Annotated in this window: 12 protein-coding genes; 1 reads left to right on the top strand and 11 read right to left on the bottom strand. The window is 37.2% G+C overall.

Annotated elements, in window-relative coordinates:
• Positions 1-9: 9 nt before the first annotated feature.
• The 11 genes from AC50X8_RS11145 to AC50X8_RS11095 form a co-directional block, all read right to left on the bottom strand.
• Complete coding sequence (locus AC50X8_RS11145) at positions 10-936, bottom strand: glycosyltransferase family 2 protein (protein WP_494859526.1); 927 nt, start codon at positions 934-936, stop codon at positions 10-12.
• A gap of 84 nt (positions 937-1,020) precedes the next feature.
• The gene (locus AC50X8_RS11140; RefSeq protein ID WP_494879791.1) at positions 1,021-3,234 is read right to left on the bottom strand and encodes a hypothetical protein; all 2,214 of its coding nucleotides are present in this window, start codon (positions 3,232-3,234) and stop codon (positions 1,021-1,023) included.
• Between the two features lie 42 nt (positions 3,235-3,276).
• Complete coding sequence (locus AC50X8_RS11135; RefSeq protein ID WP_494879789.1) at positions 3,277-4,914, bottom strand: acyltransferase family protein; 1,638 nt, start codon at positions 4,912-4,914, stop codon at positions 3,277-3,279.
• A gap of 44 nt (positions 4,915-4,958) precedes the next feature.
• Positions 4,959-5,504, bottom strand: a complete 546-nt coding sequence (locus AC50X8_RS11130; RefSeq protein ID WP_494859517.1) for a D-glycero-alpha-D-manno-heptose-1,7-bisphosphate 7-phosphatase — start codon at positions 5,502-5,504, stop codon at positions 4,959-4,961.
• Positions 5,497-6,213 carry a nucleotidyltransferase family protein gene (locus AC50X8_RS11125; RefSeq protein WP_494859514.1) on the bottom strand — a complete coding sequence of 239 codons (717 nt, stop codon included), beginning with the start codon at positions 6,211-6,213 and terminating at the stop codon, positions 5,497-5,499. Before AC50X8_RS11125 ends, AC50X8_RS11130 begins: the two co-directional genes overlap by 8 nt.
• Positions 6,194-6,781 (bottom strand): D-sedoheptulose-7-phosphate isomerase, encoded by a 588-nt coding sequence (locus AC50X8_RS11120; RefSeq protein WP_494879787.1) that lies wholly within the window; start codon positions 6,779-6,781, stop codon positions 6,194-6,196. The genes AC50X8_RS11125 and AC50X8_RS11120 overlap by 20 nt, the downstream gene beginning before the upstream one ends.
• A gap of 2 nt (positions 6,782-6,783) precedes the next feature.
• Complete coding sequence (locus tag AC50X8_RS11115) at positions 6,784-7,809, bottom strand: GHMP family kinase ATP-binding protein (RefSeq protein ID WP_494859508.1); 1,026 nt, start codon at positions 7,807-7,809, stop codon at positions 6,784-6,786.
• 24 nt (positions 7,810-7,833) lie between these two features.
• The gene (locus tag AC50X8_RS11110; protein ID WP_494879785.1) at positions 7,834-11,118 is read right to left on the bottom strand and encodes a glycosyltransferase; all 3,285 of its coding nucleotides are present in this window, start codon (positions 11,116-11,118) and stop codon (positions 7,834-7,836) included.
• Entirely contained in the window at positions 11,118-12,023 is a 906-nt protein-coding gene (locus AC50X8_RS11105) for a class I SAM-dependent methyltransferase (RefSeq protein WP_494859504.1), read from the bottom strand. The genes AC50X8_RS11110 and AC50X8_RS11105 overlap by 1 nt, the downstream gene beginning before the upstream one ends.
• A gap of 13 nt (positions 12,024-12,036) precedes the next feature.
• Positions 12,037-13,305 carry an ABC transporter ATP-binding protein gene (locus AC50X8_RS11100; protein WP_494859500.1) on the bottom strand — a complete coding sequence of 423 codons (1,269 nt, stop codon included), beginning with the start codon at positions 13,303-13,305 and terminating at the stop codon, positions 12,037-12,039.
• A gap of 18 nt (positions 13,306-13,323) precedes the next feature.
• Complete coding sequence (locus AC50X8_RS11095; RefSeq protein ID WP_494879783.1) at positions 13,324-14,133, bottom strand: ABC transporter permease; 810 nt, start codon at positions 14,131-14,133, stop codon at positions 13,324-13,326.
• 260 nt (positions 14,134-14,393) lie between these two features.
• Between AC50X8_RS11095 and AC50X8_RS11090 the strand changes: the two genes are divergently transcribed.
• Positions 14,394-16,637: an O-antigen ligase family protein gene (locus AC50X8_RS11090; RefSeq protein WP_494879781.1), complete on the top strand. Its 2,244-nt coding sequence runs from the start codon at positions 14,394-14,396 to the stop codon at positions 16,635-16,637.
• Positions 16,638-16,790 lie beyond the last annotated feature (153 nt).

Raw genomic sequence — 16,790 nt, 5'->3', positions numbered from 1 at the left:
TAGCAGCTCCTACTCATTTTCAGTAGATTTTGAAATAATATATAGTGGTTTTTTAGTCGTTTTAAAATTAATTCTGCTTAAGTACTCTCCGAAAATTCCAAGTACTAATAACTGAATTCCTCCAAATAATACTACTCCAGCTATGATTGATGCATAACCCGCAATTGGAATTCCAATAAATATTTTCCTGGATAGGATAACTAATAACCAGGTGAACCCTGAAGCAAATGCTAGTAATCCTATCCATGAAGCAAACTTCAAAGGTATATCAGAAAAAGATACAAAAATATTCACCGTATGCTTAACTAGCTTGGATACACTGTAGTTACTGCCTCCGTGCTGCCTCACTCCATGTTCTACAAATACTGTTGAATAATTATTTGTAACCCATGCTAAATAACCATCTACAAAGGGGAAGGGCGATTCAAATTGGATTAATGCCTTTCCAATTCTTGCATGCATCATTCTAAAAGATGTATATTCATAATTCAAATTTGGAATGGCTTTATTAAATAAGTTTCTTGCCAATTGCGAGGTCATGTTCCTCCATTTAGCATGTGACCTTTCTTTATAAATGCCATAGACTAGATCGTATCCTTTCTTGGTTTCTTCATAAAGCAAAGGAATATCTTCTGGCCTTTGCTCTAAATCATCATCTAGTGTAATAATCCATTCTCCCTCTGCCTTTGCAATTCCACAAATTATCGCTGCATGCTGCCCATAATTTTTAGTGAATTTGATTCCAATGACGCGGTTATCTTGCTCGCTTAGCTTCTGAATCACACCCCATGAATTGTCTCCACCGCAGTCTTCGACTAATATGATTTCGAAACTTTTACCGAGCTCTTCAAGTGCCGACTTAAGGCTCTCATACAATTTCACCAAGGTTTTTTCAGAGCGATATACAGGTATTACAATTGAAAAATATGGTTTCATTAAGGTCACCTTTCTTAAACTACAATTCTCTACAGTTACGATATATCTATAAAAATTAATTCTACCGAAGGCAACTGCCCATTCTTAATTAATACCATAATTCAGAATAACTAAGTCATACTTGGTTCCCTCAATGACATTTCCATCTTGTATCCCTACTTTTCTTAACTCATCAAAAAGATTGTACACAGATTGAACGTCTTCTGGCATTGTATGAGGCATAATAATGTATTTGGTTTTGCTCCATAATAAAAATTTCTTTAAATTATCCAAGTCAGAAAACAATTGGGAGTTACCCAAATAATCCGATGCCGAAGCATTTACTGTTTCCATTCTGCATGATAGTTGATTTAATAAATAATCATCTCCCAAACCAATACACTTTTGAAAGCCATCATCTTCTTTCAATCTTTGTTCAATTTTCGTTAAATCATTATATTCAAATAGCTTATTTTTCATTTCTACTGTGTTATTGCTTTTTTGAATAGTAGCATTTATAGGAGACATGCCATAACTCCAAGAAGGATGCGACGTAAACATTATAAGTGATTGAAAAGGGATAACTAATATTAAAGAAATTATGAGGAGATTTTTATACTCAAACATTAGAAAAGATATGTAACTGAGTAGGCTTACTAATACTAAAATTAAAGGAACCAAGTAAAAATTGCTGTCTCCACCGTTTGGAAGAACTGTGGCATAATAAACACCAACCAAACAAACAGGTAGAACAAGAATTAAAATGTTGTTTTTTTGAATCACTTTAACTCTCAGTAGGTTCAATAAAATAAACAAACCAACTAATATTAAGCCAAAATTCCCCATCCATAACATAATAACATGTCCAAATGGCTGCGGATCAAACAACAAATGATACCAGCGTGAAAAGATATTTATCATTCCAAAAGCATCAGATGAGGCGACCTCTCCAACGTTTTTCATTATAAAAGGATATTTAACGTCAAAACCAAGTAAACTCCATACATTTCCGAATGTAGGGTAAATGGGAACTCCTGTAATGATATATGTTCTATAACATATTCCTAGAAATATGAAGACTGAAAAACTAAACAACAGCAGAGGAAGCCAACTAATCTTTAAATTAATTTTCTGTTTAAATTCCTTCCTATTCATAAACCCATATATAACTGCTCCTACAATAATAAATGGAACATACAGCATGCTGGTTGGCTTACCGCCTAAAGATAAAACAAAAGCGATAATAGCGTACCAAAAATAAATGCTTTCTGACTCATTAGAAGGATTTCTCAAATAGAAAAACCATTTCCACATATAATATAAACCCAACACTATTAAGAAGGTAGAAAAAATATCTGTCTTTGAAGTCGATGCCATATTGGAAACCATAGGGATACATCCTATTAGACAAACATAAAAAAATGAAATAAATTTAGTATTAGACAATTCTCTAAAAAATAAAAAAACAGTATAGAGTAAAAGCAGAAGAAACATTACATTTCCTGAAATAATATAGCTGTAGCTCCCCAAATTACTAATCGGAATTAAAAAGAATTCCAAAAATTTGGGATATAAATGAACATAACTAACTAAACCCAAGTTATCGTAAAAGGAATTTTCTCCCACCAATACTGCTTCAGGTCTCAACCCATACCATATGGAGTCAAATTCATATACTAATAATGTATTTGACTTTGCAAATTGTATAAGTATTAATAAAAGCACAAATGTAGCAGGAATTTTTTCAGATGTTGTTAAGCTTTTGAATTTTATAAAGGCATAAGCACTAAAAGGTAGGTTAAAACCGTTAATGAAACTCATCAACAATAATATTACTGTAACTATTCTTAAATCATTAAAACTACCAAATCCTAATAAAGAGCATATTATACTCACGGTACCCCAAATCAACAATCCTATCAAAAAAAATGCAAGATATTCATTTTTATTATTAGTTTTCTTATTTCTTAAAACAATTTTTAGAGTGGCTCTACCAATAGATATAATTGTTTCAAAGTAAATAACACTCAATAAAGCTGCTATTAAAACACCATGAAGATACAAAAAAATCCCGCTTAATATGGTAATTATATATACAGACTTATTGCTTTTAGTTAATAAAATCGCTAAAGTGAATAAGAATGCAATTAAAATAATTTCTCCTATTCCATTCATTGTTTCCGGTTGTTCAAGCTGCCAAGTGTACACTTTAACCAATATATTTTTCAAAGCTGCGTATTGAAATAATACAGAACAGATAGCGGCTCCTACTAAACAAAATAAAATATACTTTTTTTTGTTTGTATCCAATTCTTTCATAACTTCTCCCCAATTTTCTGAATAATAAGATCTTTATACTTATCAGCTCAAAACCTGTATCTTACTAATCAAAGCACTCATTTGACGCTGATCTTCATTTGTCTCCGATGGTATATGCACAGCATTAAATTCTATAGTAACCAAATTTGTATTACTCGATGATTGCACCGGGATATTTAAAAAGAACCCTTCGCCAGGTTTAATATCCGTATCATTGATCTTAGCATTATTTAAGTATATGCTTACTTTACTAATTTCCTTGAATTCCTCTGGCACGAAACCATTAATAAGTAGTTTGGCATTACTAGGGACATCCAACTCGATATTTGCCTTTTGAGCAATCCAACGGTAATTTTCATTATTATTTTGTGGTAGCCATCCATCTTTAAAAACACTCTCGCTTTTTAAATAGGGAAATTCAATAACACTTGGTTTTGCATTAAAGTTCAAAAACAATATAACAATTATAATAAGATAAACTGAATACTTTAACCAGTTCATATTCAATAAGTAGTTAATTACTGTCTGTAATATTTCCCACACTCTTATTATGAAATTAGGGAGCAGTCGATCTAAATTTTTCTCACCAATAAGCTTTACCTTCTTAAGTTTCAGAAAATTTTTCTCAATAATAAACCAAGAGGCTATAGCCAACAAATACGTTAAAGGGAAGGCGATTAAAAAATTTACCCACTCACTTGTCTTGCCTCCAAAAAAATGCGTTACAGTTTGTTGAATAGGAAAGGCATATAAATAGATGCCATAAGAGAAGTCCCCATATTTAGTAATGACGCCAAGTTTAGTCTGAGGTAGAAAGGCTGCATAAAGAATGAGATAGGCTCCCACAATTACAAAAATGGGCTTAAAGCCCCCATAGTAGAGTGAGAGGAATAATAAAGCTACTCCTATCATCACAAATTCTTTTTTTATGTATATAACGTTTTTAAATAAACAGGCAATACTTCCTATCATAAAAAAAAGAAGAAGTTCAGATAGCGTTTTAACTTCTAATCCAAACAAATGCCCGCCGCCTGCTGGGGCAATCGTATCACTAAATACATAATAATAAAATAAAGCACTCGTCAGTAACAGCATTAAATAACGATGCTTTAAAAGCCCTAAGAATCCTAAAGCGCCTATAACGAGATAACATAAAAACTCAAAGGGAATCGTCCATAACGATCCATTTACGGAGCCTTTATATGCATTTATTTCAAACACTCCTGGCAAGTTCCACTGCATAGGGAACAAAAACACAGCTTTTAAATATTGAATAACTCCGTGGTCCATAAAATATTCACGAAATGATAACGAAGTCACGATAGGGCCTAACAATAAGGCTGAGAAAAATAACACCCCTATTAAACCTGGAAAAATCCTTAATAGTCTTGCTTTTAAAAAGGTAATAAGATTATTGGAATACAAATAACTTTGAGTAATTAATAAACCGCTAATAATAAAGAAAACATACACAGCCAAATTGCCTAAGGTAATTTGACCATTAGAAATACGATATAAAGGTTCTTCATTTCCACTCCCCGATAGCGGATAGGCATGAGAAAAAATAACCAATATAGCCGCCACTAGTCGGATTAAATCAAAATAATTTTCCCTTCCCTTTAATAAATCATTCAAGGTTCTAGGCTTTTTCTCCAGTTCAAGTTCAGTAGTTGTATTCATAGCTACTCCCTGCTTATTGATTTAAAGGCCTACTCATCATCAAATTACTTTTCATCATCTAATAAAGTGATCATATCAATTACTTTCTCAATCGTTTGATTCGCCTTCGTTTCATAGACAGGGGCCGAATCATGCAATAAAATATTAAGCTTTACTCCAGCACGAATACCGGCTTCAATATCGCTTTCTTTATCTCCCAGCAATAGGCAGGAAGATAAGTCCAAACCAAACTCTTCCTCCGCCTCCAATATCATCCCTGGATTCGGTTTTCTATTGAAGGAATCCTGTTTATACGATCCTACTCCATGCTCGGGATGGAAGGGACAATAATACACCTTGTTTACCGATATTCCTTGTTTCTCGAATTGATCCAGCATCCAACGATTAAGAACCTCAAAATCATCTTCTGTATAGTAGCCTCTCCCAATTCCGGCTTGATTCGTAATTATGATCAAGAAGTATTTTTTTTGCTGCGCATACCTCATTACTTCAAATATGCCCTCTACAAATTCAAAATCTTCAATTTTATGAACGTAGTTTTTCTCAATATTAATGACACCATCACGGTCCAAAAACAAGGCCTTATTCATGATTTCCCAACTCGCTTTGTGCCCGATAGTAATCCTCTGGGATACCAATATCTATAAAGTAGTTGTCGAATGGGACAGCTTTAATAGTCAGTTCATTAAAATAACGTTGAATAAAATCAGTTTCAAAAGAAAAACTTACAGGAAGATCATATTTATTAAAGGTATCGCGAGAAAGAGCATAAACGCCTCCATTAATATAACCCCGATCTGTTTTTCGCTTTTCTTCAAATCCAACCACATCATTTTCTACTAACGTTACAGTCCCATATCGGTCAAAATGATGCATTTCTTTCAATGAAATTGTAATATCCGCATTATGTTTTTGATGAGTAAACATTAATTGATTCACATCGACATTGAATAAGGTATCACCATTTAGTACTAAAAAGTCATCACCTTTTATAAACTCCACAGCTTTCAGAATAGCCCCTCCTGTTCCAAGAGGAGCTTCTTCCACTGAATATAAGAGCTCCAGTGTATTTGCAAAGCTGTTGCCGTAATATTCTTCAATAAGCTGATGTTTGTATCCCGTTGATAAAATTACTCTCTTTACCCCTTGCTGCTGAAGAGTATTTAATACATAAGTTAAGAATGGTTTTCCATTGATAAGTGCCATTGGTTTTGGCACATCAGCGACAACTTGCTTCAACCTTGTGCCAAAACCACCAGCCAAAATAATGGCTTCCATATTAATTAAATCCTTTGCCAAATATAGTTTCTTCTACAACGGCACAAATAATATGACCGATTAAAATATGTGATTCCTGAATGCGTGGGGTCTCATCAGAAGGAACCTGAATACTATAATCGCACAGTTCGGCCATCTCCCCACCATGATTGCCGGTAAAGCCTACCGTAATAATACCCTTTTTCTTGCATTCTTTGAGCGCCTTAATAATGTTTTTAGAGTTGCCTGAGGTGGAAATACCTATGAATAAATCCCCCTCCACACCGTTTGCCTGAATTTGTCGAGCAAATAACTCCTCGTAGCCGTAATCGTTGCCTACTGCAGTTAAAATGGAAGTATCCGTCGTTAGAGCTATGGAAGGCAGGCCCGGACGATCAAAATAAAAACGGCTTACAAATTCCCCTGCAATGTGCTGAGCATCGGCAGCGCTTCCCCCATTTCCCGCCAATAAAGTTTTATTTCCTTTTTGATAAACTTGTGTAGTTACTTCAGCAACCTGTTTAATTAATTCAGTAAGTTCTTTACTCTCTAAAATCGCCTTTTTAACCAAATAAGAATTTTCAATTTGATCATTAATATATTTTTGCATCATTATGCCCTCCAGCTTTCTGTACCTTTTTCAGTGAAATGAAAATTAATGACTTTCCCTTGTTGCTCCTGCAATTTAGCTATCAATTGCCTTCTTCTAGCCGGGTCTACCATAAACATCATAAACCCACCACCTCCGGCTCCAGAGACCTTACCGGCATATGCTCCTGCTTCCATCGCAACATCATATATTTGGTCAATCAAATCATTGGAAATAGAAGCAGCCATCCTCTTCTTTGCATTCCAAGACTTGTTGAGATTAACCGAGAAATCTTTAAGATTACCTTTTAAAATATTCTCTTTCATCGTAAGGGCATCTGCCTTAAGTTCATGCATAGCACCAATTGATTTTTCATTTTTATTTTGCGTATTTTTCACTTGTTCATCTATAATTTTTGCTGACTCCCTCGAAGCCCCTAAATAATATAACACTATGGAACTTTCCAACTCATTAACGATCCAACTTTTAATACGGAGAGGATTCACGATGACACGATCATCTTTATAAAATTCAATAAAGTTAAACCCACCAAATGCAGCTGCATATTGATCCTGCTTTCCGCCACTTAAACCCACATCATTTCGTTCAATTTGATACGCTAGCTGCGCAATATCATATTCCCCCAAAGGAAGATTTAGCCATTCCGAATAAGCTTGAAGAATAGCTACAACCAATGTAGAGGAAGAACCTAATCCTGATCCTGCAGGTGCATCAGAATAAGTTGTCATTTTAAAAGATAACGGTTCAAGATGATTGAATTCCTTAACGATTCTATTATAGACACCTTTATGCAAATCCAATAGTCCGTCATATTCCAATACTTGTACGGCATCGTATTGTACATATTCTTCTCTGTCTGATGCATTGAACGAAACTTTATTATCCTCTGTAACTTCAATTGTGCAGTAAGCATACATATCTACCGTAGCATTAAGAACGTAGCCCCCGAATTCATCACAATAAGGAGATACATCTGTGCCCCCTCCAGCCAAGCCTAATCTTAAGGGTGCCTTAGATCTAAAAATCATTGTTTAACATCCTTCCGTAACCTTTTAAATAAAATCATCCGCGATGATGGATTCAACCGTTTCAGACGAAAAATATTTTTGAACATATGAAATTGAGCTTTCTGACAACCTGCGCAACTTTTCTTCATCGCTATATAACTCAATAATTTGTGCTGCCATTTGCTCACTGCCATCGGCCTCAACCAAATAACGGTCAATCTCCTGCAAACCTTCAGAGCCTACAGTAGTCGTTACAATAGGTATCTGATTATATAAAGCCTCAACTACTTTTCCTTTTACCCCTGCACCATATCGGAGAGGCACGACTGCAATTCGAGAGGATTCATACAATTGTTCGAGTCTATCATCTGTAACAAAACCGTGTACAATGATTGAAGCACTCGCCAAATCTTTGACAACCTCAGGCGGATTGGAGCCAACAATATGAATTTTCATGTCTGGCGACGATTTTAGAATAGTAGGGAAAACCTCTGAAATGAACCACATTACACCATCTACATTCGGTTTATGTCCAAAGCCACCAACAAAAAGCAAATCTTTAGTGCTGCGAATATTTCTATTCAATTTTGCTTTTGAAATATCATAAATATAAGCTGGAATAGCTTTTGCCTTTAAATCCGGAAGCATTTCGTGAATTTTGTTAATTTCAACTTGAGAAGGATAATATACGACATCCGCCTTTTGAAATAGCTCAACCTCAATTTTCTTCCATCTATTCGATTCTTGTAGAAGAAACTCGTTTTGGGTAAGCTCATATTCACGAAGCTCTCTCAAATAATGAAGATCATGACCATAATAAATGACTTTAGCCTTTGTATGTTTTCTAACCATATCCATATATTTAATAGATATATGCGGACGATTTAGAAAAACAAAATCAATATAACTACCGTTTTGAGAAAGCCATTTTTCTATATTTTTCTCATAGTGGCTACCGTAAAGCACTTCTACTCCCATTTGTTCCAATTGCGTTGTATAAGGCTCATGTTTGAAATAATTATCACCTATGAACTTTACATTCATGCCGGCATTCACAAAAAATCCAATGTATTGAAAGATCGTTTTACTCCCTGCATCTTTATCATAATGAGGGACATAATGATCAATAATCAGCAATGTCTTTTTTCTGGAACTGCGGTCTCTTGCATGAAAAACATGTTCGCCATTCATAAATTGTTGGCTTAATTGTTTTTCCCACTTGGCGATAAACTTCTCTTTATTTTTTACTTGATAGCTCTTTACACCGCTCCCAGTATCCGTTCCATGGGAAATCCCCTCGAAATGCACAACTACCGATTTAGGCTGCAATACTACCTTATATCCATGTTTTCTAACTTCAAATGCTAAATCTGAATCTTCGAAATAAGCAGGGACATATCTTTCATCAAAACCACCGATAGTTCCCCAGAGATCATGACGAATTAATATAGCTGCCCCAGATATGTAGTCCACTTCTTTTACATAATTGAATTCAGCAGCTGCCGGATCACTTAACCGGCCATAATTCCAGCCGCTGGCGTCGTTCCATATGATCCCTCCAGCCTCCTGCTGCCTGCCATCTGGATATATGAGCTTGGAGCCTACCATACCAATGGAATCATCCGATTCAATTAATCGTACTAAACAATCGAGCCATTCAGATTGAACATTCGTATCATTATTTAAGAAAAAGAGGTATTTACCTTTTGCATGCTTAGCCGCATTGTTGCAATTCAGCAAAAAACCGCGATTGACTCCATCCCTCACTACCTGAATATTCGTTACATAATCGCTTATATTTATCGTTTCATCTGAGGACATATCATCAGCAATAATAATCTCATAAGCTATTCCTTTAGTATTTTCCAAAATGGATGCTAAACAAGAATACGTATAATTGAATTGATTATAAACAGGAATAATAATAGATACTAATGGGCTAGTAAACTGCTCAAATTCAAGCTTCGAGTATTCTTTATGTTCAAACAGTTGAACCGCTGTACTTGAATGGGAATCTTCTACATAACGATCCACATAAGTATCAATACGATGCTCCAGTTGCTTTGCTTCCTCGGCGTTCATATAATATTTCAATTTTTTGAGATTATTTTTATTTAAACTTTTCATTAGAAACTTTGGATTTTTCACAAACTTATTGAACAGCTTTAGAAAAACTCTGCGTCTACTATTAGACGGCATAGCAAAATCCCTGACAGCGTAGTATTTCTTCAAAAGACGCCAGCCGCCAGAGTTATAGATATTGTCCAGTTTTCTTTCTTGAACGAGAAGCTGTTGAATATGCCCCTCTTTATTATAAATCGTCTGATTTCTTTCTTCCGCTAATTGCTCCAACTGCTTAATACGCTCATTCTGTCCAAATACTTTAGCATCAAGCTTTTCTAAATGCAGCTGTAGATCGCGAAATTCTTCATCTTGCTGTCTCTTATCTATATTTAGCTGCTCTTTTTCAATATATAGCCGTTCAATTTCGCGGTTTTTAGTCAGTACTTCTTGATTTCTGGCCTCGACTTCTTGTTTTTTCGACTCAAGCTCTTGACTTCTGGCTTCCATTTCCGAAAAACTCAAGGAATTATTTTGAACGTTCAAGGTTGAGGCATACTTCCTGGCTTCACCGAAAACAAAATTCTGAAAGCTATCTTCCATTGCTTTAAAAATGTGAACATTCGCCTGCCTTATACCTAAGAAAGTATACACTTTCGCCAATTCAACAAAATCTTTAAAATGCTTGGAATACTTAACTGAAAACTCCGTTACTGCACGAAACATTACGAATTCTATTGGAATATGAAAATTAAAAACCCATTCATAATCAATAACGGTTAGCTGGCCGCTCCCATTTATCGTCAAGTTATCAAAAGTTAAATCTATATTGGCATGGTTCATACAGTTAACTTCCGGTATGCTTACTTTTTGCTTAAAAACCACTTCAAATGATGGATCCGACGTAAATAGTTCAAAAGAAGACAGCTCTTGTTGAAGGAGCATATTTCGGTATATTCCTAAATACTCAAAAAACAAATCTCTATTATTTTGCTTAATTGCCTGAAACAATAAAGAATCCAGAGATGGAAACTCAGAATAATTAAAAACAATTGAATCTTTATCCAATGTTGGCTTAACAATTTCTACTGCTCTCATAGACTGCTGAAGTATCGTATAATTATTAACCATTGACTGAATGTGCCCAACGGCTTGAATCGTCATCGCTTTTTTACGCGCATACAGTTGGCCTGAATCTTTGTAGATCATCGTCTCTGTCTGAAAATCAGGCAAGCGTTCTCTATTATATTTAGCATACAAAATTTCCACTATTTATCACCTTGCCTAGAGAAAATTAGAAATGAATTAGAGAAAAAAGGAAAATGGTCATTATCAATTAAATTATTCATGGCAGCTTGTTCGTCAAAAATTAAGTACCGATCGCGATCATAATTTGGTGATGTGCGTAGTTCTCCTGTTTTGGGCAAATACTCATCTGAAAAAATTTGGTTTGGCAATTTATAATCTGGTATCGGATAATAGAACTTCCCTGCTGTCATTCCTGCTGCAGAAAGGATTTTCTCCAGCTCCATTCTGCTGAAGGTCTCCACTCCATTGTTATTGGTGTAGCCTTCAATACTCTCGAATAAAGCACCTGTATGGTCCTCACGCGCACCTGCCCAGTATTTTAGGCCAAACTTATTTTCAATCGCTATAATTAATACGCCATCAGGCTTAAGAAAGGTTTTAACCCTCTCTATAAAATCAACGTGCGGATTTACTCCATCAATATATTTCCCAGCGTATTCTAATACGCCAATTAATGTAATGTAGTCAAACTTCTTCTCAAGCTGCACTTCCTGCATATTGCCTACAAATATGTTTATGTTGTCATGCTGCTTGCATCTTTCCGAAATAATTTGAGCTCTCTTCTGCGATAACTCGACTACTGTGACATCGTTCACTTTTTCACAAAAAAGACCTGTTAACGCGCCACAGCCTGCACCAATTTCCAGCAAAGATGCATCTTTTTTAAAAGGGTACCATTGCAGAAGATTCCATCTTAATGGAGATAAATGATAAAGAATCGGCCATCTAGTATTATGATGCAAAATGTCGGTAAACGAGGTATTGTTCTTAACGATTTCCAATAGCTCGTCTTCAATATCCCCGTCGCTATATTGATCATGGCCACTATAGTAATTCAGGTTTAAATCCAAACTATTCTCTCCCATAGCTCCCTCTTTCCTACCCTATCCGTTCAATATAAGTATTGGTATTCAAATTAGTAATACCTACAATTGATTTAAATAATACAACCTTGAAAAAGAGAACGTCGTATAGGCGGTGATAGACTACTAGATCATCGCCATTATATCCTGTACAGCCCAAGGACAGCATGTAATCTCCATGTTGAAGGTTTAATTGATGGGTAAAAGTAATGACCACTTCATCTCCTTGGTTATAATCGCCAGTCAAAATACCATCATACCAAGAATTGCTTCCCGCAATTTCCAGTCCTTTCACATCTTTAATGGTATAAGCGAATATCGGATTAGAAACAGCTTGATGAAAGTAAACCTTCATCTTAAACGTAGTCATCTCGTCGCTTTGAAGTGTAGAATTTAAATGATTCGTTTCATTAAAAATACCGTAGTCAATAATTTCCACCTGACGGTCACCATATTCCACAAGATCAGGGTGGACCTCCATCTTTTCTTTCCATTCACTTACCAGCTCAGCTGATGTTACTGCATTTTTCTGTTCACGCTTTGCCGTGCTGCTTGTTATAATCTTTTTAAATACATCCACCATCTCTTTAGGTGACCCTTGATTGATCAGCTTGCCTTCATTCAGAACAATAGCGGAAGTACAATATCTAATAATGCTATCTAAAGCATGGGTAACGAATAGTATCGTTTTCCCTTGTTCTTTAAACTCATCAAATTTACGATAGCACTTCGCTTGAAAATGAATATCCCCCACTGCCAGAGCCTCATCGACAATTAAAATGTCGGGATCCACATTAATAGCTACAGCAAACGCCAATCTTGCAAACATCCCGCTCGAATAAGACTTAACTGGTTGATAAATAAAATCCCCGATATCTGCAAAAGCCAATATATCATCTAGCTTAGCTTCAACTTCTTCCTTTTTAAAACCCATTATCGTTCCGTTAAGGAATATATTCTCAATTCCATTGTACTCCGGATTAAAGCCTGCACCGAGCTCGAGCAGCGCCGCAATCTTGCCATTTACAGATACGTTGCCCGATGTTGGTGTAAGAACACCAGTAATAATCTTTAACAATGTAGATTTCCCAGAACCATTTTTCCCAATAATGCCAAGCACTTCTCCTTTTTTTAATGAGAAGCTCACATCTTCTAAGGCGCCGAAATCCTTATGAAATTTTCTATTTGCAAAGTTAACCGCTTCTTTCAAGCGATCTACTGGTTTATCGTACAACTTATACGTTTTATTTAAATTCTGGACTTCAATAGCATATTGCCCATTCACAGTTATTTCCCCTTTCATTTACAACACATCTGCAAAATGAGGACGGAGTTTTTTAAAGATAAAGCCCCCAATAATGAGTATCACAATAGTTACACACCAAAAATACAAAGTTGATAACGGATGCTGCCAAAACCATTCATGATAAATAAAAGAATCCCGATACCCATCCGTAATATAATAAAAAGGGTTCAACTTAAATAAGAAATGATATTTTTCTGGTATTATGGATATTGAGTAAAAAATAGGTGTCAGCCAAAAGCCAAATTGCAATACCATTGCCACAAATTGGCCAACATCTTTTAGGAAGATAACAAGAGATGCAGTAATCCATGAAATTCCCAAAACAAGCAGCATAGCACCCGCCAGATAATAAAAAACCTGCAAGTTATATAAAGAAGGCGTATATCCATATATTGCAAACATCACTAAAATAAAGATAAGGAAAAAGAGATGTACATATAGAGCAGAATAAATTTTCACAACAGGCAAGATACTGACTCTAAAAACTACTTTTTTCACTAAATAACTATTATCAACGATAGAATTCGTAGCATTTTGAATGCTATCTGAAATAAAAAACCATGGAATCATCGCAGAAATAAGCCAGAGAATAAATGGAAAATTATCGACAGGAACATTTTTAAACCCGACTTGAAAAACGAACCAAAAGATAAGAATTTGAATGGTCGGTTGAATGAACGCCCAAAGCACGCCTAGGAAAGAGCCTAAATATCTTGTCTTAAAATCCCTTAATGAAAATTCAAAGATAAATTTTTGAATAGATTTCATTTCTTTAAATACGTTTAAAAGCATTCTGTCTTTCCTCATTTCCCCATATGATTGCAAACTTGCTTATATATTAGACGAATTTTACGACCAATTTGTTTCTACTTTTAGTTAATAGCATTAAGCTCCCCTCATGTATTCTATCAATAACGAACAGTAACGTACACCCTTTTCTTATTCCCAGCTTACCGCTCAAACTGTTGGTTGATACTACTTAACGCCCCCCTTATAGTAATCGACTCCCTCATTTGTTAAAATAGTACTATGAAGAAATCTACTACGCATACAAGGAGTACATATTAATGAGTGCAAGGAAAAAAGCAACACAAAATACAGCGGAATTGTCTAAAGAGCAGCCGCTGTTGCAAGGGTTACTGACGCTTGGCTTGGCTTTGTTCGTCCTTATTTTCCCATACGAGCGCGGATTGTTCAATGGCTACGAGTATGGCTTTGAGTCTCCCATTTACAACGCGGCCATCTATGGCTACGTTCTACTCGCCGCAACCGCCTTGTTCGCTTATCTTACGGGCTGGAAACTGAATAACCATCGCAGCGTGCTGTCGATTGCAGTTTTGCTGCTTCCGGCCATCTATTGGCTCTCATCGATGCAGGCCGTCTCCAGCTATTATGCCAAATTTATGACGTTTGTCTTTTTCCTGCTCGCTGCCCTGTTTCTGACCAGTCTATATGCCGCTGGAAGAGTACAGATGCGAAAATGGCTGGAATATGGCGTTGTGCTCTCTGCCTATTTAATCGTATTTTTCGGCCTGCTGAACTTGTTCGGCCAGCAATATTACAAGGATGCGATGTGGCTAGCCCACGATGGCTACCGGCTTAGCTCAGTCTTTCAATATTCCAATACATATGCCGGCTTCCTAATTGCCATCTTTCTGATCGCCGCTTATTATGCCGCAACCTGTGAGCGCTGGTATATGCGCCTAGCTAATTCTATTATGCTCGTACCAATTTTAATTTCTTTTTTTCTCGCTTATTCGAGGGGCGCCCTCGTTATTATTCCAGTGATGCTTATTGTACTTCTGCCTTTCCTGAAGCTGGCTAGGCAATTTGCCTATGTCGTCTATGCTGGTCTATCCGCTTTGCTGACGCTCGTTATTTTGGGCAAAATCACGGCTAATACAGAAGCTATTTCCGCAATTGTCCAGCCGACCGAAACGAAAGTGGCGACGACGATTTCGATGTTCGACAAGCTGCCGCTGCAAAGCTGGGCATTGCTTGCAGGCGCAGCCCTTGTTAATGCTGGACTGATCATGCTTATTCACAAGAAGCTGTTCCCTTGGATCGAAAAGAAAAGTGCACGCCTTGCGCAGCGCAAATGGGCGTTTGCTGCTTTTCCCGCTGCTATTGTCGTTGTCGGACTATTGGCAGCCGTATTGCTTATTACAAGCGACGGCATCCGTGATCTGCTGCCTGAGAAAATGGCTTCCCGATTCGAAAACATCAACTTGCAGCAGCACAGCGTTCTCGAACGCTGGACCTTCTATGAGGATGGCCTTAAGGTTGCCAAAGACTATCCGCTGCTCGGAGCTGGCGGAGGCAGCTGGCAGGCTCTATATGAGCAATATCAAAACAATCCATATTGGAGCAGACAGGCGCACAGCTTCTTCATTCAAACGCTAGTTGAGGTGGGCTGGATTGGATTTGCTGCGCTTATCGGGCTGCTCGTTTATGTCTATTACTTATACATTCGCTCGTACATCCGTTACCCTGAACGTCGGGGCAGCCACTTGATCTTTTTTATTTTGGCAACGACGCTTCTGCTGCATAGCGCTATCGATTTTGATATGAGCTACGTCTATTTGAGCGCTTTGCTGTTCATTAGCTTGGGCGCTATGATTGCGCCATATGGCAAATCGCTTGCATTTAAACAAGGGGCAGAACAACCCGTACAGGGCAGCGCAGTAAAATGGATCTATCCATCTGCCATCGGCGTGCTCGCAATTGTCCTGCTCGTCGGCTCCGCGCGCGCGAACGGCGCAAACAGCACGTTTCAGGATACGTATAATACGGCTGCTGCTGGGAAGGCGCAGCTCAACCAACTGCTGCCTTCACTCAATAAGGCCATTAAGACTTCTCCTGATCATTCCGTGTTTAGCCTGACCAAATACGAATGGCTGATGCAGGTCTATGAGCAGACGCAAAATGCTTCCATGAAAAATGAAGCGCTGCAGACGCTTGCAAGCGGCAAAGCCAATGATCCTTATAACCGTTCGTTCATTATGGCCCAATATCAAAATGACAAAAAGGACGGCAAAACAACAGAGATGCTGCAAGTGCTGGAAGAAGGCATTAGCAAATTCCGTTGGGATATCGAGTTTTATGATCATGCCATTGTTGAATATGTCGCGGCCATTAGCAGTGATGCTGGAAATGCAGAAAGCTACCACAAGCGTGTGCTGGAGCTTAAAGCGGAAGTGGAGCGGCGTATCGCCCAGCTTGCGACACTGCCTCCAGAACAATCGCAGGGACGCGACTTCAGCTTCACACCTGCGATGCAGCAAGCACTAGCTTCTATTGAAACCAAATAAGCAATTGCCACAAGAATAAGCGCCTTTCCGGCCTCGTCTTTAAACGGTTGAATCTATGCATTACTTACGCATAAACCCGTTTTGAGACGTTCCCTAGGAGGCGCTTTTCCTATTTTTCTGACATGTTTCCCGCCGCGGCAGAATAAATTGCAT

It is taken from the genome of Paenibacillus sp. JT22N15 (genome assembly GCF_059383755.1).
This window is presented reverse-complemented; position numbering and strand designations above follow the sequence as displayed.